Origin of the sequence: Shewanella sp. GutCb (assembly GCF_002836135.1) — a bacterium.
Classification (GTDB): Bacteria; Pseudomonadota; Gammaproteobacteria; order Enterobacterales; family Shewanellaceae; genus Shewanella.
On record NZ_PJBL01000006.1, the window covers coordinates 12,411 to 34,123 of the forward strand.

Annotated in this window: 15 protein-coding genes; 2 read left to right on the forward strand and 13 right to left on the reverse strand. The window is 44.1% G+C overall.

Annotated features, from left to right (window positions below):
- Positions 1 to 89: 89 nt before the first annotated feature.
- Together galU and CXF86_RS05485 are read left to right on the forward strand one after the other, a co-directional pair.
- Positions 90 to 968: a UTP--glucose-1-phosphate uridylyltransferase GalU gene (gene galU / locus CXF86_RS05480; protein ID WP_102038546.1), complete on the forward strand. Its 879-nt coding sequence runs from the start codon at positions 90 to 92 to the stop codon at positions 966 to 968.
- 909 nt (positions 969 to 1,877) lie between these two features.
- The gene (locus tag CXF86_RS05485; protein ID WP_102038547.1) at positions 1,878 to 3,812 is read left to right on the forward strand and encodes a polysaccharide biosynthesis protein; all 1,935 of its coding nucleotides are present in this window, start codon (positions 1,878 to 1,880) and stop codon (positions 3,810 to 3,812) included.
- 453 nt (positions 3,813 to 4,265) lie between these two features.
- On the opposite strand, the gene CXF86_RS05490 is transcribed toward CXF86_RS05485, so the two are convergent.
- The 13 genes from CXF86_RS05490 to CXF86_RS05550 all read right to left on the reverse strand — a co-directional run bounded on the left by CXF86_RS05490 (position 4,266) and on the right by CXF86_RS05550 (position 21,429).
- Complete coding sequence (locus tag CXF86_RS05490; protein ID WP_102038548.1) at positions 4,266 to 5,738, reverse strand: MBL fold metallo-hydrolase RNA specificity domain-containing protein; 1,473 nt, start codon at positions 5,736 to 5,738, stop codon at positions 4,266 to 4,268.
- Between the two features lie 460 nt (positions 5,739 to 6,198).
- On the reverse strand, positions 6,199 to 7,470 hold the full coding sequence (locus CXF86_RS05495) for a CDP-glycerol glycerophosphotransferase family protein (RefSeq protein ID WP_102038549.1): 1,272 nt from the start codon (positions 7,468 to 7,470) through the stop codon (positions 6,199 to 6,201).
- Between the two features lie 12 nt (positions 7,471 to 7,482).
- Positions 7,483 to 7,905, reverse strand: coding sequence for an adenylyltransferase/cytidyltransferase family protein (locus CXF86_RS05500; RefSeq protein ID WP_101089323.1), 423 nt, complete (start codon positions 7,903 to 7,905; stop codon positions 7,483 to 7,485).
- A 93-nt stretch (positions 7,906 to 7,998) separates the two neighbouring features.
- Positions 7,999 to 9,468, reverse strand: a complete 1,470-nt coding sequence (locus CXF86_RS05505) for a sugar phosphate nucleotidyltransferase (RefSeq protein ID WP_102038550.1) — start codon at positions 9,466 to 9,468, stop codon at positions 7,999 to 8,001.
- 10 nt (positions 9,469 to 9,478) lie between these two features.
- A complete protein-coding gene (locus tag CXF86_RS05510; RefSeq protein ID WP_257985295.1) occupies positions 9,479 to 11,521 on the reverse strand; it encodes a WecB/TagA/CpsF family glycosyltransferase in 2,043 nt (680 codons plus the stop codon).
- Positions 11,522 to 11,810: 289 nt separating this feature from the next.
- Positions 11,811 to 12,890 (reverse strand): glycosyltransferase family 2 protein, encoded by a 1,080-nt coding sequence (locus CXF86_RS05515; RefSeq protein ID WP_180961020.1) that lies wholly within the window; start codon positions 12,888 to 12,890, stop codon positions 11,811 to 11,813.
- Positions 12,877 to 14,406: an oligosaccharide flippase family protein gene (locus CXF86_RS05520; RefSeq protein WP_102038552.1), complete on the reverse strand. Its 1,530-nt coding sequence runs from the start codon at positions 14,404 to 14,406 to the stop codon at positions 12,877 to 12,879. Before CXF86_RS05520 ends, CXF86_RS05515 begins: the two co-directional genes overlap by 14 nt.
- Before the next feature lie 593 nt (positions 14,407 to 14,999).
- Positions 15,000 to 16,250, reverse strand: a complete 1,251-nt coding sequence (locus tag CXF86_RS05525; RefSeq protein WP_102038553.1) for an O-antigen ligase family protein — start codon at positions 16,248 to 16,250, stop codon at positions 15,000 to 15,002.
- Positions 16,205 to 17,617, reverse strand: coding sequence for a GumC family protein (locus CXF86_RS05530; RefSeq protein WP_180961021.1), 1,413 nt, complete (start codon positions 17,615 to 17,617; stop codon positions 16,205 to 16,207). Before CXF86_RS05530 ends, CXF86_RS05525 begins: the two co-directional genes overlap by 46 nt.
- A 26-nt stretch (positions 17,618 to 17,643) precedes the next feature.
- Positions 17,644 to 18,978 (reverse strand): polysaccharide biosynthesis/export family protein, encoded by a 1,335-nt coding sequence (locus tag CXF86_RS05535; RefSeq protein ID WP_102038555.1) that lies wholly within the window; start codon positions 18,976 to 18,978, stop codon positions 17,644 to 17,646.
- 25 nt (positions 18,979 to 19,003) lie between these two features.
- Positions 19,004 to 19,354 carry an STAS domain-containing protein gene (locus tag CXF86_RS05540; RefSeq protein ID WP_101089316.1) on the reverse strand — a complete coding sequence of 117 codons (351 nt, stop codon included), beginning with the start codon at positions 19,352 to 19,354 and terminating at the stop codon, positions 19,004 to 19,006.
- 421 nt (positions 19,355 to 19,775) lie between these two features.
- Entirely contained in the window at positions 19,776 to 20,168 is a 393-nt protein-coding gene (locus tag CXF86_RS05545; protein WP_101089315.1) for an ATP-binding protein, read from the reverse strand.
- Positions 20,169 to 20,181: 13 nt separating this feature from the next.
- Positions 20,182 to 21,429: a SpoIIE family protein phosphatase gene (locus CXF86_RS05550; protein WP_102038556.1), complete on the reverse strand. Its 1,248-nt coding sequence runs from the start codon at positions 21,427 to 21,429 to the stop codon at positions 20,182 to 20,184.
- Positions 21,430 to 21,713: the final 284 nt, after the last annotated feature.

The window sequence follows — 21,713 nt, forward strand, 5'->3', positions numbered from 1 at the left end:
CCTACTGTATGGGTCTTTATTCAGACCGCCTACAGTGATAGCTAATAGTCAAAACCTACTTAATAATATTACACGTTTTTGGATAATTTATGAAAGTTGTTATTCCGGTTGCAGGTCTGGGGACTCGTATGTTGCCCGCAACAAAAGCTATCCCTAAAGAGATGTTGCCGATAGTTGATAAGCCGCTTATTCAATACATTGTGAATGAGTGTATTTCGGCTGGCGTTACAGAGATCATTTTGGTTACGCACGCGAGTAAAAATGCGATTGAAAACCATTTTGATACATCTTACGAACTTGAGTCGACCTTAGAAAAGCGTGTTAAACGTCAGTTGCTTGATGAGGTGCAGTCTATTTGCCCTAAAGGCGTGACTATCATGCATGTGCGTCAAGGTGAGGCTAAAGGGCTAGGTCACGCGGTTTTGTGTGCTAAGCCTTGTATTGGTGATCATCCGTTCGCCGTGGTATTACCTGATGTTATTCTGGATGAGTATACCGCTGATCAAAAGACTGAAAATTTAGCTGCGATGATGGCGCAGTATAAAGAAAGTTCTGCTAGCCAAATTATGGTCGCTCCAGTTCCAAAGTATGAAGTGAATAAGTACGGTATTGCTGATTGTGGTGGAGTTGATCTTGCCGCAGGTGAGGTGGCTAAAATTACTGCTATGGTTGAAAAACCTGCTGTTGATGTCGCACCTTCTAATCTTGCAGTCGTTGGTCGGTATGTATTATCAGAGAAAATATGGGCTTTGTTAGCTAAAACGCCAGCGGGTGCAGGTGATGAAATACAGTTAACTGACGCTATTGATATGCTTATTGAGCAAGATACAGTAGAAGCATTCCATATGACTGGTGAATCACATGATTGTGGTGACAAATTGGGTTATATGAAGGCATTTGTGTCGTATGGTCTACGTGATAAAAAACTGGGCAGCGAATTTAAAGCACTTGTCCGTGAATTACTCTAGTTAGCTCTTTTTAAACAAAAAACCAACTCTTGATGAGTTGGTTTTTGCTTTATGGTTTTACGTATTAACTAAAGTAGACTGTTAAATTCAATTAGTTGCTGCATAATAGAATCGAAAAATTTGAACTGTGACCAGCTTATACCACTACGCTACACCTTCATTTTGCTTTAAAGTATCAAATGCACTCCCATCTCTTCGTGATGCATTAGCGGCATAGCGAGCATATACCTCAAACAGTAAGTGCGTCTCATTGTGTCCTTGTCTTTGCGAAATATATAGCGGGTTTTCATGTGCTGCGATATAAAGCATGGCTGCAGTGTTACTTGTTTCATAAGGGCGGCGAAGTTGAAGTCCAGCAACTTTGAGTGTTGGATACCATAATTTTAGATTGACATAATCAGTTTACAGTGGTGTGCCTATTGGACCGATAAAGACAAAGTTAGAATCAGCGTGTTCCCATGTCATGTACTTCACAACTGCGCATACCCGTCCAAAATTGAATCATGAAGTCGTATTCCATAGTGTGTCACTTTTGCCGCTAGAATAACTTAAAGCCGCGTGCTGTGTTCTTGCACTAATAGATGAATACCGCGGGCTCTATGACGGTTAAAGGGATATCATATTTTACGGTCGAAATTTAAAAAGTAACACGGCAATACAACAACGCTTCATAACTTACAGCTTGCTGTTTACAAATAATCACGTGTAACTCATAACGCGCTTTATCATCGATTAATTGGCATCATTGCGAATATGTGATATTTACCTCAAATAGACTTAACTGCCAACTATTTAACACTAGTCAATCTCTTGACTTATGGTATTATTCTACCCTAATTAATCTGCTTTTATTCTGTCGAATACTTAGACGGATCTGTAGTTAATGTTTAACCTAAATGGATGTTCTTAATGGATGCTTTACAGTTGTTATTCTCACTAAAAAGAAGCAATAAGCGTATTTTTAGTGTTTGTATGGATATGATTTCATTAGTATTTGCATTTTGGTTCGCAATGTTAGCAAGGTTAGATTCATTCTCTGTTCTAGTGGTACCTGAAAACTGGCTTTTAATTTTGGCATGTCTGCCTATTAGCATATTCGCATTCGTTCGCTTAGGGCTCTATCGAGCGGTGTTGCGTTATATGGGGCTGCAAGCCCTATCGGCCATTATTATTGGGATCTTTATTTCTGCAACCTCGTTAGTTATTTTGTCTTACTACTCCAATTGGGCGATCCCTAGAACGGTTCCTGTCATTTTTGCTTTCTTTGCTTTTGCGATGATAGGTGGTTCGCGCTTTTTTATTCGCTCTGTGATTGGTAATGGAAAGAAGAAACAGGGCGAAGCCGTTATTATTTATGGCGCTGGCGTAAGTGGAAGACAATTGTTAACTTCACTCAATCAAAGCCCTGAGTATTACCCTTTCGCGTTTGTTGATGATGATGAATCTTTGCACGGTATCGTGATCCAAGGCGTGCACGTACACTCGCCGACTATTATCAGGAAGCTGATTAAACAAAAGTCAGCAACTAAAGTATTACTTGCGATGCCGAGTGCGAGTAGGAGCAAGCGACAAAATATCCTTAAAAAACTAGAACCCCTAGCCGTGCAAATATTAACGATCCCAGCTACTGCTGATTTGGTCTGTGGGAATAAGCTTTACTCTGATATCAAGGAAGTCGAGATCGATGATTTGCTAGGCCGCGAATCAGTGTCTCCTCGTCATGATCTTTTGACCAGTAATATTGCTAATAAAGTGGTCATGGTGACGGGTGCTGGCGGCTCAATCGGTTCAGAGCTTTGTCGACAAGTACTGCAGCTAGCGCCAAAGAAGTTAATATTATTTGAACTATCAGAGTATGCACTTTATGCCATTGACAGAGAGCTTTCTAGTCTTGCAGCATCTTTGAACATAGAGTTAGAAATATTGCCATTAATGGGTTCTGTTCAAAAACAAAATCGTGTGCAAGCCGTTATGGAGTCTTTTGGAGTTCAAACTGTTTATCATGCTGCTGCATATAAGCATGTACCATTGGTTGAGCATAATGTGGTAGAAGGTGTGCGTAACAACGTATTTGGTACGCTTTATACCGCAAAAGCGGCGATAGCGGCTAACGTTGAGACGTTTGTACTGATTTCAACGGATAAAGCTGTTAGGCCCACAAATGTGATGGGCACCACTAAGCGTATGGCAGAACTTGTTTTACAAGCATTGGCAAAAGAGTCACACAATACCCGTTTTTGTATGGTGCGCTTTGGTAATGTTTTAGGCTCTTCTGGTTCTGTTGTTCCTTTATTTAAGTCTCAAATCGCAAAAAATGGCCCTGTCACTGTGACTCATCCGGATATCACGCGTTTCTTCATGACGATACCTGAAGCGTCGCAGTTGGTTATTCAGGCTGGCGCTATGGGGAAAGGTGGAGATGTGTTTGTGCTTGATATGGGGCAATCGGTTAAAATTGTCGACCTAGCGGTTAAAATGATCCATTTAAGCGGATTTACAGTCAAAGATGAAAATAATCTGGACGGTGATATCGCTATTTCATATACGGGATTAAGACCGGGTGAGAAATTATATGAAGAGTTACTTATTGGTGATGATGTAGTCGGTACTCACCATGAGCGGATTATGACCGCCAATGAAGTATGTTTACCTTGGAGTGTTTATTCGCTGATTTTGAATCGACTAGATCATGCCTGTCATCGTTTTGACCATCAAGAGATTAGAGATATTTTACTGTCAACCCCGGCTGGATTTGTGCCTAAAGATGGTATTTGTGATTTGTTGTTTAAGCAGTCTAGCCTTAATAAGGCTAACTCTGAAAAAGTCCTGGGTTTTGCGTATTAATTAGAGCGATTAAAAGCCGGTTAAGAGCCGATTAAGAGTCGGGAAAAAAGAGAGTTAAAAGCCGGTAAAAGCAGGTTTAAAGCCGATTAAGAGCCGGGAAATCGAGAGGGTTTAGAGCCGATTAAAAGCAGGTTTAAGGCTGATTAAGAGCCGGAGAAGCTGAGAAGGTTTAGAGCCGATTAAGAGCCGGAGAAGCTGAGAGGGTTAAAAGCCGATTAGAGCAGAGACGGTTAGAAGCAGGTTTAAGGCAGATTAAGAGGCGGACATTCTGAGTTGGTTTGCTTCGTCTTAGCTAGTATCGGCTTGGTTTACTCCGTCTAAGGTTACCTCGTCTTAGCTTACTTCGTTTTAGTTCACTTCGTCTTGGCTCGAACCGTCTTGGTTTGCATCATCTTAGGTCACTTCGTCTTGGCTTACACCGTCTTAGCTTGCCTCGTCTTAGCCCATTCAATCTTAATTTTTACCTATCTCGATTTTCGCATTGGGGAGTAGTTTTTTATATTCCTCGGCGAGTGCTGCTTTAGCGTCGTTATCGCCGTGGACTATGCGGATGAGTGTTGGTTTAACGCGCATGCCTTTTACAAAGTTAATTAGGTTGTGTTGGTCTGCGTGGGCTGAATAGCCACTGACGGTGTGGACTCCTGCTTTAATGGTGATTTTCTTGCCATCTATTATGCTGTAACCTCCGCGAGATCCGTAGGTTTGGATCTCTCGTCCTGTTGTTCCTTGTGCTTGATAACCTGCAAATATGATGTCGGTTGTTGGATCGCCGAGCAGCCTCGCTAAATAGTTTTGAATTCTTCCACCAGTACACATGCCACTCGCGGCAATGACTATCGCCGGTTTATTACGTTTACACAGGTAATCTATTGTTGTTAGGTGCTCTTGATGGCTGCCGACGGTATAAAGCTGCTCGAAGTCTAACGGGTGCCTGTGTTGAGTGAGCTTGCGTTTGGCTTCGTTGTCCCACAGCGCTTTAAACTGTAGGTAGTGCTCGGTAAACTTTGCGGCCATTGGCGAATCAATAATCACTTCAATATGTTGCCACATCTCATTTTTATGCTGATATTGATGGATCAGCTGTTCTAGTTCATAAAGTAACTCTTGTGTTCGGCCAATACTAAAGGCTGGGATAAGTACCACGCCATTATCTGCAACAGACTTTTCTATTACCTTTCTTAAACTTTCACTCCGCTGTTTACGTCCTTGATGGTTCTTATCGCCGTATGTTGACTCTATAACTAAAGTGTCTGCTCTATAAGGGCTTTTGGGACTTGCAAGCAACGGAGTATTAGTCGCCCCTAAATCGCCGGAAAATACCACTCTGTGCTTAGCTTTGTTCTTATTTGTGTGCTTATTTTTAGAGGCAGCACTATTGTATAGATCTATCTCTACATAGGCGGAGCCAAGAATATGACCCGCGGGTTTAAACTTTGCGTTGGCTTGGTTATAGGTATTAGCTTGATGGCCTGGGTTCGCGTTATTCACTGCGTTGTTGCTGAGAGGAGCGTTGAGCTCTAAGGCAAACCATTGATTATATTCAATCGGTGTGATGAGTTGTTGCAGTTTTTTTAAGTAGAGCTTTATCATACGGTGGTTTTGGGTCACACCAATTTTTAGTGCGTCTTCAATAACCATTGGCAGTAGCGCTGCTGTGGCCACGGTGGCGTAGATAGGTTTGTTAAAGCCCGCTGCAAGCAAGTAGGGTATTCTGCCAACATGGTCGATATGGCAGTGAGTCACAATTAGCGCTTGGATATTGCTGAGTTCGAACTCTATCGGCAGTTGTTCAATGGCGCTTTTGCCTGCGGTTTCAGCCCCCTGAAATAATCCACAGTCAATCAGAATGCTTGACTGAGTGTTGATATCAAGTTGGTGGCAAGAGCCTGTAACTCCGTTGACTGCGCCGTGATGGATTATTTGCATTTTTAATCTCCGTATTTATACACAAGCCATTTGGATATACCCTTCCATGGATTAAACTAGAGTAATGCAAATATAATAGGATGCAAATATAACGCTTCGCTTAAGGCAAAACTAGAAAAGCATAAAATCTTAGATGAACGGCCTACGGCCTTACGGCACGCTTCGCTTACGGTACGCGACTGCGTCACTACGGCACGCTTCGCTTACGGTACGCGACTGCGTCACTACGGCACGCTTCGCTTACGGTACGCGACTGCGTCACTACGGCACGCTTCGCTTACGGTACGCGACTGCGTCACTACGGAACGCTTCGCTTACGGTAAAACTAGAAAAGAGACGGTATAAATGCCGACCTTCTCAGCTTGTTCGGCTTTTTCCCTGCTCTTGATCGGCTGTTAACCGGCTTTTAATCAGCTTAAACCTCGGCCTTTACCCTGCTTTTGATCGGCTCTTAACCGGCTTAAACCGTCTTAGCTTGCACCCACTCTTCTAATGCACTAAACGATTCGGTTTCATCTCCCCAAAGCATCTTGTTAGCTGTTTGATAGTTTGCGCTATATTTATTGGTCAGAGCGTTAACTGAAGCAGGTTCTATCTGAAGTAATAACTCGTTGAACGTCAGGCATTCTGGTCCTAGTGTCGGTATTGAACTGGAATACTCATACATTTCGCGGCAGTTTTGTTGATATTGCGCTTTATCAAATCGGTAAAAACAGATGGGTATATTCAGTGGTAGTACATCAATAAACAGTGATGAATAGTCGGTGACCAACAAATCGACTTCATGCAATATGCCATACACGTCTTCCATCGCACTGATGTTCAATATGTTAGGTAGAGTTGCAAGATTATTGCCCAGCTCGGCTTCGTTCGGGTGTAATCTCAGTAAAAACAATTGATTATTTTTCTGCAGGTGTTCTGATAGCGCTTGCCAGTTAAACGCGGCTGTATAGGGCGTTTCATCTTCAAAGCGCTTACTTTCAAAAGCATCACGCCATGACGGGGCATACAAAATGACTTGTTGATAGCCTTGGCGAATACTTTCACTCTCAATTTCAGCGCCTCTTTCGCTACACTTTACATTTTTCAGTAGCACGCCTGTTTTGATGGATTGCGCCTGATGTGGGGTTAATCGATAGTAATCAGTTCTGGGATATCCGCAGCGAAGTAAGTTGCTACTTTTGAGTCTAAATGCGCTGTTAAACAATTTATCAACTAGCGGGCTGGGGCTGAGCATGAGGTCGGGTTTAATCCGTTGTTGATGTGCATGCATGCTCTGCATAAATGTTTGAAATCGTGACGTTGGATTAAATACCTTCGCCATTGGGCCTGACGTAATATCGAACTCAATTTTCTTCATCGGCAGACCATGCCATAAGTTTACTTTTACAGCGCCCTTTGCCAGCCATTGATTGATGTCACCTATATAGCTGTTGTAAAAATAGTATTTGGCGGTTAATGCATGATACGCGCCTTGGATTGACCAGCGGTAATAGACTTCACAACCATCACCTTGGAGCTGCTTGATAATATCTTTGTTAGCAGTGATCCAAATACAGCGGATGAATTGACTCTGTTGCCAGTGTTTATAAAGGTATTTACTGTTATCTGAAAATAGCTCTTTATAGCTGCCAAATAAGGCTTTATTGGCATTTCGAGGCGCAAGCGCTGATAGTTTATAGATCAGCTTTCTTGTCGCTGCTTTAGCCCACTGTAAAGCCGAATTCTGCATTGTTTTTGTACCTTATTTTTGTACCTTATTAATGTCATTGTTTGGCATTTTGGCCGCGAGGCTATTTTTGATCTCGGTTGAGGAGATCTCTCCAGTGCGACTTAGATAAACAACATCGCACAGTATTGACAGTTCATCAAATTCTCCCTGCCAATCATCTCCCATCCCAAAAATGCTGATATCGTGTTTACAGATATCTTTGGCCTTTTGCTGCCAATGGGTTTCAGGCACCACCATGTCGACGTACTTACACGCTTCAACAATTTCAGCCCGCTGCAGGTAACTAAAGAATGCGGCTTTACCTTTTAACGCATTAAATTCATCCGTTGAAACGGCCACTATCAACTTATCACCGAGGGCTCTAAGGCGTTTGAACAGACGTACATGGCCAAAATGAAATAGATCGAAGGTGCCGTAAGTAATAATCGTTTTCATAATGTTCTCTCTTATATTCTCTAGGTGAGCGCTAAATAGGGACTCGTTATCAATCGACATTAGTTTCAGTTGCTGATGACTCGCTAATGATGGTTATTGCTTAACCGTGTTTATTGGTGTTTTGTGTTTAACAGATTTGGTAAATATGGACATGCTGACTAACGACCAATATTTACTGCGCTGGTTAATACAAAGGTATTCGGCTTCAACAAATTCACGCTCTTCTATCGGTGCTGCAGCGTCGATAACTAATTGCAATGGGCCGTATAGCCCTAATGATGTTGCCAAGCCGATTGGGTTATGCTGTTGAGTTGTCTGTACTTTGGCCTCAAATGGTGTCGCGCCAAATAGGGCGAGTCGGCCGGTAAATACCCAATAAAGCTGTGGTAGACGGGCGATAAATAACGGGCTTAGATTCCAACGCCAAGTTGCTTTTTTTCCACCTTTGATAAAAATATATTCTCTGATCAAAGGTTGCTTAGGCTGGGTGATTAGCGATATCAACATTAATAACGGGGCAAAAAATAAGCCGATAGAGAACATGACCAATGCTTGTAATCTATCCAGTGTGGAGACGTGTTGTAACGGCTTCAAACGGTTAGCGAACTTGCTATTGTCAGAGATAATACTCGGGTCTGTGAGCGTTAAGTGACCGCCATTTTCTGGCATTATCAATAAGTCTTCACAGACAATTGCGTTACTGACATTGAGCCCTTGACCAATATAAGTATTATCTAAAATAAGGCAGTTATTTAGGCTGCAAGCTTTCTCAACTAAGCAGTTTTTGCCGACGATAATGCTTTGCTGCAGATCAACACTTTCATCTATCCAGGTATTTTTACCTATTACACCCCATGCGTCGTGCATTCTAAGTTGGCCGGTTTTGGTTTTAGCACCAAGGTAAAAACCCTGTACCTTGGAAGCACTGCTAAAGTATCGTCCTTTAGGGGTTATGCCTGTGAGCTTTGCTGATGCAATCGTTTGGTTGGCACTCATGTAATCTTGCAGAGAATCGAGCATAAAACAGTCGCCGTGCAGAATTTGAGTGACACTTTGCGATTGCTCGGAACTCTGGTTAGTATTTTGGCTATTAGCTAATGGCCAGTTGAGATCTTCAGTAAAATGCTTGGCGCCAGGTAGCATCATTAGGCCTGCATTATTGTTCGCTATTTTTGCGACTACGTGGCTAGTGCTCATCTGTCGACTAAATTGCACAAATGATTTGATGCAAGGGCTTCTCAACATATCGGCTCGCGCCAGTAATATTGCCTCATTTGGGTTAAGCGCTAGCCGTGGCAGAATGTTGGATACTGCTTCTTGCTCACGACTTAAAAAGTACTCAACGTCTAATCCCCATTTCTCGCCATTACCAATGAGCTTTTCTATTGCTGCAGATTGAGCTGAGATAACAATTCTCACTCGGTCAATTTGGGCTTCGGCTAAATCTTCCAAGGTAAATTCAATCACTGCCTTATTACCGACTGGCAAGAGTGCAGGGCAATAATGCGCATGCAAGGGGGCGAGTTCATTACCATTTCGATTAGCGAATATGATTGCTTGCATAGTCAGCTCCTTAATATGCGCCACGAGCAAATAACACGGCTGGAATGGTTTTAATCAATAGCCAAACATCGGCGGTGATTGATTGCTGGTAGATATAGTCAATGTCGAGTTCAACTTGCTGCTCAAAAGGGATATTTGAGCGTCCAGAGACCTGCCAAATACAGGTGATCCCAGGTTTTACCAGCAGTCTGTTTCTATCATGCTGGCTGTATTGCTTCACTTCACTTAACAGCGCGGGGCGCGGACCGACTAACGACATATCGCCTTTTAAGACATTCCAAAGTTGTGGTAGCTCATCGATTGATGCTTTACGAATAAACTTACCTATCAGGGTGATTCTTGGGTCTCGCTTCATCTTAAACAGCACGCCGCCTTGCATTTCATTGTCTGTTGTTATCACTGCGAGTCTTTGCTCTGCGTCCTGATACATGGAGCGTAACTTCCACATGGTGAAAGGTTGGTTATGTTGTCCTGCACGCGTCTGGTAAAACAACACAGCACCTTTCGACTCAATGCGGATACAGAGTGAAATGAGAATGAACAAAGGCATAAGTAACGTAAGCAAGGTGACTGATACTGAAATATCGAGCATACGTTTAGTGCCGCGGTTTAAGCGTCGACCTAAGTTATGTGCTGCGCGACGTGCATTTGCTCGCTTAGCATCAAAATTTGGGGTGTAGTGAGTATTTGTTTTAGCCTTTACCTTTTGCGGCTGCGTCGGCTGCATTTTTCTCAGTTGACGGTTTTCGTTCCAAACACGTCGCAAAAACCTTGGATTGCCGATGATATAACGTTGCCACATTCTGCTAGGCTCTTGCAGCAATCTGTAGGTCCACTCCATTCCCATTTGTCTTAACCATAAAGGGGCTCGTTTGATCCGATTTGAATAGAAATCGAACAAACCACCGACACCGATGCCCACATGGCAGTTGAGTTGGTGCTTGTTCTCTTTAAGCCATTTTTCTTGTAGTGGTGCGCCCATCGCGACCAACAAAATATCTGCTTGAGATTGGTTTATACAATCAACAACGGCCTTGTTTTCACTATTATTAGGCTCTTTGCTATTGGTGGTGTTGCCTCTGGTGTCGGCATGTTTGTTGCTCATATTGAAATAACCGCTATGAGTGCCTGCAATTGTTAGATCTGGGTAGCTTTTTTGCATATTGCTGGCAGCATCAATGGCCACTCCATCAGCTCCCCCCAGTAGAAAAATAGACAACTGCTGCTCGGCTGCGAGCTGGCACAATCTTGGGAACATGTCGGTACCGTTGAGATTGTCTTTCAGCGCATGCCCTTTTGTTAAGCAAGCCAATCTGACACCCATTCCATCAGCAAATACGCGCCCGCTTTGTTGTAAGCACTGACGATAAGCTTCATTTTTCATGCTGATGTTTAAACCGTCCGCATTCACAAAGCTGTATTGTTTCATTACAGATGGAGTATCACTTTGGCACTGTTGCTGTAAATCACTTAAAAGATCCGTCATGGTCCAGTTATCTAACGCTATGCCAAACACAGAGATTGTTGCGGTTGTACGTTTGGTTTTTGGCATAAATATACCGGTGATAATCAACACGAATAGGGCTCTTACTAGTGCTGATATGTAGTTAACCACGCTGCTGTGGGCTTTGTTGAGAGAGCGGTGTGCAGCTTCAAAGCCAAGGCCTGTGGCACAGTTTATCTGCTCAATCGAGGTGATCCCGGGGTTTATGGCGTAATTTTTATCTGTTTGATGGCAAGCTTGTTTAGCATCAAATGCAAATTCGATTTTGCTACCCAGTAGGCTGATGTCACCCTTGAGCAGGTTCAATAGCATAGGCAACGATTTAAAGTGTCCAGCGTAAGTAAACTGATATAGCGCGATAACACTATTGTTAGGTCCAGAAATAAACACCGACTCAAACGTATGGCTCTGCGCGACAGTACTTCTGAGCATGGCATAAGCAAGTAATGGACTGGTGAGTAATATCATCAAGATTGCGGCAAGTGCATCGACAACACGGATGGCGAATGCCGTAGTGCGGGGAGCGCGCGTTTGTGTTTTCGTCATCATCGGCCTCGTTGTCATCAATCGTGGTTATCAATCTAGGTTATAAAGAGTTATTGCAGGTAATAGGCCAACACTCATATACACTTTGTAATCATGTGTTTACGGTGTTTCTTGGTGGGTTTTGTTGTGTGTGTTTTTAAACGATTTGCAACTTGCATCGCGTGCTGCAAACGATTTATGACGCTTGATAGGGCAATTGTTGGGCGCTGAAGAGGGGATATACGGGTATATGGCTATAGATAGACTCTAGCAAGGCTTTTACAAGCCATTACTAGAGGAGAGTCGTTCTGCTTTATAAGCTGTTCATTAGCTCGGGTGTCACGCCGTCTTTAGATATTCGCGCACGTTGCATACGCCCAAGAACGGCTTGAGCAGCTAGCTCAATGCCTTTATAGGCGCTGGGGGGCAATATCTTTAGCAGGTAGGCAGCGGCAAGCGTTGCCAGGGTACGACCGGTTTCATGCTTAAGAATCGACGGTGATGTTTTTAATGCTTGGTTTATGCGTACTACCGCTTCTTTACCATCATTATTACGAATGGCTTGTCTCGCTAAGTATCGCAGTTGATACGCACGGGCGCGATTTTCGTGTTGGGCTAATAACTCAGGAGCGTAGCGACTGGCTTTGTTTATCATGTTTTCCCATGAAGCATATTGTTTATTGGAGTCCGCTGATAAGCCCTGATTATTGAGGCGGTAATAGGTGAGTGGCGCCGGTAGCCCCTCCATTTTCCAATGGGTGGTTGCAAGGATCCTTAACCAGCATTCGATATCTTCTGATTGACGAAAGTTTTCATCAAAATAGCAGCTATGAGGATGGCTTTTGTTCAGTGCTTGGTAACGGATATCAGCTAGCGTTTCTCGGCGCAATACGGGAGCCGAACCGTTACCAACAGGATTGCGACACAGCAGATCACTGGCGCTGATATCGGTTAACTGTGGCATTTGGAACACATTAATGGCATTACCTTGGTAATCAATAAACAGTGAGCGAGAAAAGCTAATGCCCACCTCAGGCGCATTATCCAAGTGCTCTACATGCTGCGCTAACTTCTCAGGGTGCCACATGTCGTCAGAATCAATAAAAGCGACGTAACGGCCAATAGCGTGGCGGATCCCGGTATTTCTGGCGGCAGCCAGCCCTTGATTAACGTCATGACTAATAATACGAATACGTGGGTCGCTAAACGATTGGCACAGGGCAAGGCTGTTGTCGGGTGAACAGTCATTGACCAATATGAGTTCAAAGTGGCTAAATTCTTGTGCCAATACTGAGTTGATAGCGTCTTTTACAAAAGCTTCAACATTGTAGATGGGCATGACAACAGAGACTTTTGCAGTCAAAGGTTTGTGATATGGGTTATGAGAAGTCATAGCGTGTCTCCCGTGAGCCAACGGTTATCGGCTGTGTCGGTTGATTAGGATTATGAATGCTGGATTGCGGGCTGGCTGTCACTTGAGCTGTCACTTCTGTGCTGATGGCCGCTGAAGCTGTATCGGCTTGTTGAACCGTAATCTCGCCGTTGTCAGCTTCAGGCTCAGGTTCGGACTTTTGGGTTAACTGTAAGTAAATAGTGAAACCGGGCATCATGAATAGATGCACCAGCAAAATGCCCAGTGCTACGGTTGTGAGCCCTGAGAAACTGCAGAGGGTGATCGTCACTGCGAGTACTAAGGTAAAAATACTATTGCAGATAAGGTTGAATCGACTTTGTCCTGAGCTAATTAAATATTGGCTAGCGGCTTCACCAAGTGGCCTGACTAAACCACTGAGACAAAGCAAAATAAAAATCGGTAGTGCGCCAGCTTCAAGCCATTTTTGACCGTAAATTAGCGGCAGGTAAAAAGGGGCGAGTGCAGCTTGCACGGTAATGATGGGCACCGTGAGTAACATAATAAATTTGAGTGATTGAAAGTACTTTTGCTGCTGTGAAGTGTTTTTTTGAGCATCGTTGGATTGTTTCTGACATAGATGCGAGTAAAGCGCAGTGCCATAGCTTTGTATCAAACCAAGACTAATGCCTAAACTGGCATTGAAAGCAAAAAAGTAGATCCCCAGTGCTTCTATGCCAAGGAAATAGCCAACAAGTATATAGTCGATGTTCTGGCGCATGGCGATTGCCAAGTCACCTAAACCTACCTGTATACCAAACCTTAAGATCTTAATTGCTTGTGGGTTTAAACCCAGCTTACGCTCTTTGGGACTCGTTTCGCATTGACCGGCGTTAATCGCACTCGATGCTGATTTGAGTGTCTTTGATAAAGCCTCGGGAAGGGGATTGTGATATCGATGAACCCCAATCCAAATAAATATCACAATAATCTTAGGCAAAATAATTGCCCAGATCCCTAGCCCGAGTAAAGCCAATGTTGCGGTGAGTAGTCCATCAAAAACGGTCTGCCAAAGTACCGCTCGTCCTACTACCCTCATTCGGTTGAGGCGTAGGTTCTTTGCGGCGTAAAGCATGCCTAGCGGCAGCAGTAAATAGCTTGTTGCCATGAGTATCATAGGAGGTATGAGCTGCAAGTCATCGTAATAGAAAGCAAGCGGCAAACTGAGTAAGCTCATGGCAACGAAGGCGGTAATCGCAGCTAACCAGTTAACTTGATTAGCACTGGTGAGTGCATTGTTAAACTGTTCATCATCCATCTGTATTAATGCGGCGGATGATATTCTGCGGGTGGGAGTACAGATAACTTCAAAACTGGTGAGAATGATGGCGACCAGACCAAATATTTCAGGTGTGAGTAAGCGAGCAATGATAATGCTAGAACCTAAACGCACAATACGACCGAGTACTTGAGCGGAGCCGAGCCAAAATAGACTCTTGCCCAGCGCACTCCCAAAGAGGGTAGTTAGGGTGCTTTTAAGTTGTGAAATAGCTTGCATGCAACCACCTGTTATTCAATTCGAGAGGCGCTAGGATTAAGCTGTTAATCGCGTCGTCACACTCTGCTTCTGTCATCTGTTATCTACTCTTAGCGTTAGATCTATTGTCTTTGGCTAAGGGTTATTGGAGGTGACTTTTCCTTTTGTCATATACAGAGGGTTACAGATATCGTGCCAACCTTGTGCTTTAACGCTGGAAGAATGTAAGTGTTTGAAGTGTATTGTGATTGATCCGTTGGGATAAAAGAGCTATCGGTGTGCCGCTATGTTAGGACAGGTTATGTCTGTGGATTTTGCATATTGCGAGTCAGAATGGAAGCGGGGTGGAAACGGATGAGAGCCGGTAAGAGCGGGGTGGGGCCGGATCGAAGCAGGGGTGGAGCCGGATGAGAGCCGGAATAGAAAAGGGATAGAGCCGGGGGAGAGCGGGATAGAGCCGGATGAGAGCGGGGTGGAGACGGATTAGAGCCGGAAAGGAAACGGATAGAGCCGGAAAGGTAACGGATAGAGCCGGAAAGGTAACGGATAGAGCCGGATGAGAGCAGGATAGAGACGGGTAAGGGCCGGGGTAAAGCCGAGGTGGAGTCGTCACTTTAGCTTGTTGATTTATTTTGTTTCAGTGCTATGCCAATAATGATCAGTCCTGGCCAGAATAGGTAGGCGAGGATCTCTAAGTTTTCACCAAAAGTGTATAGGAACATCTGCAACAGAATGGCAACGGCGACTGCTGAAATCGCGTTGCTAAAAATAAAACGCAGTAGGCTAATGAAAGTGACTAACATCGCTGAGGCTAGCGCTAAAGCACCCACTAGCCCTTTAACAAACAACAACCCATACCAAGTATGGTGAGAACCAATGACCATGTATTCCACTAAATGCGGACCTTTTTCAACAATGCCATGGCCCCAAATAACGGCTTCGTTAGCCCAACGTTCGAGTGCAATGTTGCCCAACTCTTGTCTAACTCGGGTTGAACCTGCGCGTGCGTTCTTAAATGCGTCGACACTTTGTTGTACTTTTTCAAGCACGCTATAGCCAGAGAATCCGAGAAATAGCAGGGCTGGGCTAGCAACAAAGTACAGCCATGGCGAACGGTACCAACGTATGAACATGAAAAAGCCAATGAGTAACAGGTAAGTCACCAGCGCAAGCCGAGATTGAGACAACAAAATCATGCTTAAGCTGCCAGCGAAACCATAAAACCGATACCGCTTTGATTGCTCTTGGGTGGTAAAGATAAAAAACAGATTTCCCATCATGCCTAATGCTGGTGCCCACGGAGTGAACAGGCGCCATCTGGGGATCCCACTTGCTGGATCGAGTTCATATAAACTGACGCTGAAAATTTCAGGTCCAGGTCCACCAATAATACTCAGCGGTGAGGTATAGAGCGTAGTGGGGAGTTTTAGTAGCCAGGCGAGCATAAAAATAGGCAGTAGAATAAGGGTGTGTTTACAGACGATGCAACAGGCACGATAGATGATTTGTGGGCGAATATTAAGTGAGCCAATTAAAGGGAAAATAGCTAACAGCGCCCAACCTTTGGCCCAACCAATACTCGACTTAATTAATTTGGCAACACCCAAGCCTTCAGTGAGATGCGCAACGACCAGTGCGAGTAACATCAATGACATGGCCACGATCCAGAATTTTTGCGTATTGGAAACAACAAAGTGCTGCTGGTTCACAAGGATTCTTTTGGCAAACCTTAGCAATAAAATCCAGCCAATCACCGGCGCGACTACATACATGGCACCCAATAACCAAAATAGGTAGGTTCCAGTGATGGAGTACCAAACTAGTCGTTCATCAGAATTTTCTGGAGTATAGGCTTGCGGATCCATAACATTCCCATCCCTGCTATTAATGATATCGATGCGGCAAATCCGCCAACCAATGCCAACAATATTGCTAACTTATCTGATGCCTCTGGCATTGTTGGTGCCGACATTAACTGTATCAAAGGAAATGACGAATATATATCAGCTTTACCAACATCCATTTTAGCCAGTGCTGAGGTGAATACGGCGGTGGCCACCTGGTGTTCTCTTTGTAGATCTTCTAGCTTTGCAGCATCATCGTTACTGTCGTATAAACGGTGATCCCAGTCATGGATCTGCTGCGTCAGCGAGGCAATTCGACGATTGAGTCCTTTGGCCTGAGTGTCGAGTGTTATTAGCTGCTGCATTAATTGCGCTCGGCCATCAAGATCATCGACTGATATCATCAACATTAGGCGTTTATCAGCATAACCAAGCAGTACTTTACAGCGCTTTGATATCGCCGCTAGTATCGATTTTTGCTCATTTCTATGGGTAACCACCTGTGGGTGGCGCTTACCATATCGACTTGAATATTCAGTGAGTTTTGCCGTTACATTGGTATAGCTTACCAGTAATTGCTGAAACAACTGGTCATTTTTAAGGGTTAGTAAACCGGCAGCTTGTTTTGGTGACAATGACAGATGTATTTCAAGCATTTTTTGGCTTGCGATAATGCCTTGATACTCAGATACCAAGGTAACTTTACTATGCTTTAGGCGCTCCATTGTCAGTGCTAGCTCTTTAAATTGGTCAAGCGAGACCAGACCATGATCCGACTGAAACTCAAGTAACTTGCTTTGAGTAAAGCTGACTTTATTGGCAAAACTCGCCATACCTACGCGGATAGCATCTTCTCGTTGCTGTACTTCATCGTTACGCAGCAGCGACAACAATGCTTGTAAGCTGTGATAGTGCGCCCATGCTCGTTGTTGTGCGTCTTGAGCCGTGGCTGATTTTATGCTGAACTGCATCAAGCCAGTTTGATTTGGCAATTTTAGCTTTGGCTTGGTAAATGCGCTATTTTTTATGTTCATGGTTTTGGCTGCAGCATTGAGTATGGTTTTGCTGGTGGCGATTGACTGGTAATTGATTCTAGGATCAATAGCAGTGCTTAAATAGGGTGAACTCGCGCTACTATTGGCTTGGCCAACACTGTCTAAGCTCACTACGGCGCCTGCCCCTGCGCCGGGTAAAATGAGAGTCCATTGGCTTACATAGCGGCTAGGGGTCATGAGAATAAACAGCAGCACCAGTAGCCAAATACAAGCGACAAGGGTAAAGGTCAGCTTCAGATAAGCACTTTTTCGCTGCTTAATGGGTATCATGCTACCATTGACGAACAAACGCTTCATCCACAGTAGAGGTCTTATTGATTGTTTTTTTTCCATCATAGCCTCCTTTCCGTTAAGGACGATTAAAGTAATTCAAGTAGCGTTGCAGGGACTAATATTTCGGTCATAGTCCGCGCGATTTCCCGCATATTGGTCACACGTGAGTCATAACAAGCAATGCCGTCACCGGGCATTAATATTGGATTCATGCCCGTTTCCCAAGAGTGTCTAATTAACGAATCCATAGAGCGTTCAATCACATCCATTTCAGATGTTAAAGGATTTTTAGTGATCAGCAGTAAGTGTCGACTGGCATTGGTTGACTGCGCGCCGCCGACACAGTTTGCCGCTATTGCACCACTCAGCAGGCGCGTACCATAGGGAAAACGAGTGGCGTCGGTATCGACTGCAGATTGCGAGTTACTGCTTGCTGGCTGCGTGAGGTTAGATAGAAACACCCGGATCCCAGGCGCTGTTATTTGCGAGGGTCTAGCCAGTGCATCATCAAAATAATCGTGCTGTGGTACATGAATATGGTCACCTGACATGAGGGTCATTGATGGTACTGGGTAACCGTGGATCACCCCCGAAAGATCGAGCTTGAAACTGTGCTGATCACGAATAACAATAATTTCGCTTATATTCGCGTCGGGGCGAACTCCACCAGAGGCTCGAAGCGCAGCAGCAATGCTTCTTTCTACTGCTTGGTCGCCACTGTGGCTGCCGCTATCATCGATAATGACGGTATCGGTTTTCTTGTTGATTTTGTGCTGTCCAGGTTCAAATACGCCACCTGAAACGGTGACCTGCACTGGCGCCCACTTTAATGGGGTAATACTGATCCTTACGCTGTCTTTGAGCATAAAGTCTTGCTCAACCAAATGTTGTGCAATGGCGGCTGATAATTGCTGAACATCAAGCCCTTTAGCATGGATGGGGTGCAGGTAGGGTAGATAGATATAACCGTCGTTGTTGACTTCGATTTTACCACTGAACTCGAGTCCATTTAAGACGTTCACGTTTAAACGATCACCGACCGATAAACGAATATTTTGCGGCAAGTGTAGCGCTTGCTGTGCTTGACCCGTTTGCATTAACCAGGTGGTTCCCATTGGATCATTTGTCCTTTGATTTGTATTTTTAGGCGCTCGTTCGCTGGTTTTGCTGCGCATGTAAGGGGTGTCGTTATCGTAGAAGTGGCATTGGGTCATGTCATCTTCTATGTTGTCACAGATGTCTGCTTCTTCTGGGTGATGGGGCAGAACGCATCCCGATAATACCGTCGCTATGGCGATGATGAGTAGCCCAGATAAAGCACTCAATTGTTTTACCTTACTCACTGGACTCAGCTGTATATTCTGCGGCAATGCTGAGTGTTGGACTGTGGCGGATAAGTTTAAGCAGTGATTGGGGTTCATAGCGTCTTCCTTAATACCTGGCTTGTTAGCTAACAAGTTCATTGCATATATAGTCAATAGCGGCTGTTTCATCTTCATAGATAGAAAAAACGTGATGCAGACGGGTCAGCTCGATCAGTGCCCGCACACCAGCAGTGGGTGACAGTAATACAATTTCGCCACCTTGCTCCTCGACTTTTTTAAGCGCTGAAATCAACACTGAAAGGCCGCTTGAGTCGATGTATTGCACTTGATGTAAGTCGATAACTAATTGAATCATCCCGCTGTTGATTTTCTGCAAAATGGCGGCACGAAGAGTCGGAGTCTGTGTCATCACCATTTCGACAGGTAAGGTGATTTTGCAGGCATTATTCTGTGCTAGTGGAGAGAATTTCATAGGAAGCTCCTTAATATGCTTTGGGCTGGTTGCTAATGAATCGTTGCTAATGAAGACAAAATAACGGTTTGTTTTGTCATTCATCTTTATTGGGTAATATAGATATTTGCAACTCTGGTGCCAACTTTTAAGTGCTTGTTATTAAGGGGGTTAATCTGCTTTGGTGGTTTTGGCTGGGGTATGTTTGGAAGGGAGTCTTAATATGCAAAGCAAAATGAGCAATCTGCGAATAACTCAATGTGATGTAAGAAACAGCTTAATGTCGTTGACTATTTAACAACGAAAAACAATACGTTGTGTTATGCGCGGGACACTGACTTGACTGGTTAGCCAAAACACAAGGTCGTTTTCCAGAACCCTAATATTGGGCTTGAGTTTAAGGCTCAGTTTAAAGCTAAGTTAGCTTGCAAATATGCCAGCGTTATTGGATTGATAAACTCAATTGCAGATGAGTCCCAGCGACAGATTTTTGCACCCTCACGTTATCCATCCAGCTATGCATAATCCACAAACCTCGACCCGACTGAGCATCAGTATCAGGGCATTGCTGTGGTGCTTTACTGCAATGTAATGTGGAGTGGTCCAGCAGGTCGACAATCACTTTATTATCGCGATTGTGTAAAATGAGGGTCATATCTGCGGATCCATTGTTAGCGTGATCCATTACGTTTGCGACAGCTTCGAGTACACAGGTAACAATCTTAAATCGTTGCGAGGAGCTTATGTGGTTCTGCAACATAAACTGCTCTATTTCCAGGCAAAGAGAGTGTTTGGCGAGTACGGATTTATTGAGGTTGATCTGGATGCTATTCATGTTCTTTCCTTGGTTAATTTGATAGGCAAGTGAATGCGTTATTGGTCGCAGATTGTGTGGAGATCAGCATTAATGAAATATCATCCTGAGCTTGTTTCTGTTGCCAAAGATCACAGCTATGGGTTAGGTGATGCAGTAATGAATCTGGCGTTAGTGTTCTGGCATCATTGATTATCTTTAGCAGACGCGGCTGGCCCAAAAAACCATGTTTTGGATGACGGCATTCATATATGCCATCGGAATAGAGTAATAAATGTTCTTGCTGTGCTAATGAAAAATAACTGCTGTTATATTGGACATTCTTGCGGATCCCTACCGGCAGTTGAGTCGCAACGTTGAGCTGAGTTTTATCGACAAAGTAAGCCTGCTGCGAGTTAATCACAATGGGTGCTGGGTGACCCGCGTTAACTAATTCAACTGCGCCAGTGACAGTATTGGCGATGCCTATCACCATCGTCGCGAAGCAGCCGCTATTTTGTGGGTCATCAAACTCATTGTTAAGCGTGTTGATGAGAGTGCACACATCTAATGCTCGCCAGGCATCTTGGTTGTTCGTTAAATGCTGTGCCAAGGTGAAGCTTTGCATAGAAGCCGCTGTACCATGGCCACTGACATCAAGTAGATAAAAGCCAATATGCTGCTCGTCAATATTAAAGCATTGAAAAATATCTCCAGCCAAGTCGTGTGCAGGTTTAAACTCACAGGTCACCTGCCATTGTTGATTGAGCTGACCGTTGTCTGGCAGCAGCGCTTGCTGCAGTTGGGCTGCCAACGCAAGATCTTGTTTGACTAAACGGAGGTATTGTTGCTCTTTTTCAAGCAAGTGGTTGAGTGACTTATTTTTTTGTGCCAGTTGGCGCTGCATCTCTATTATTCGCAGTCCGGCATTGATCCTCGCTTTGAGCACGGCACTATTAAAGGGCTTAGCAACATAATCATCTGCGCCGGAATTTATCCCCTCAACAATATGGCTATTATCACTGTTCCCGGTGAGTAGTATGGTATACGGGTTATTGATTGAGCATTTGAGTATTTTGCAAAACTCGATGCCGTTCATGTTTGGCATCATCCAATCTGTAATAACGAGATCGATATCGTGATCGCTCAGGTAATCAATAGCAGATTCGGCATCGGAGAAATCAACGCTATTGAGTCCCATCGCGGTGATTAAAGCGCTTAACAAGCAGCGTTCGCTATCACAATCTTCGACAAGCATGATTTTAAACGGTTGCTTTGTTTCTGAAGCGGTCAACACTGTCATTACTCAATTCGCAAAATTGCTGGGCTATGCAGTGAGAAAGCAAAGGCTATGCCATCATCGACGATGCTTGGTTATCTCTTTGTATATATAGATTATTTGCATTTTTAAAGGTTTTGGTGGCTGCCTTCAGTGCTATTTTGCAATTGAGATTGTTGCAAATTGCGAATGGCTGTTCCATATTGAGGTCAAGCATTAATAAACAATAAGTCTTTGTCATAGAAAGAGATTTTAAATTCTCTGTTTGATTTCGCTTATTCTTAATCTTGGCGTACTTATTGCTGGTA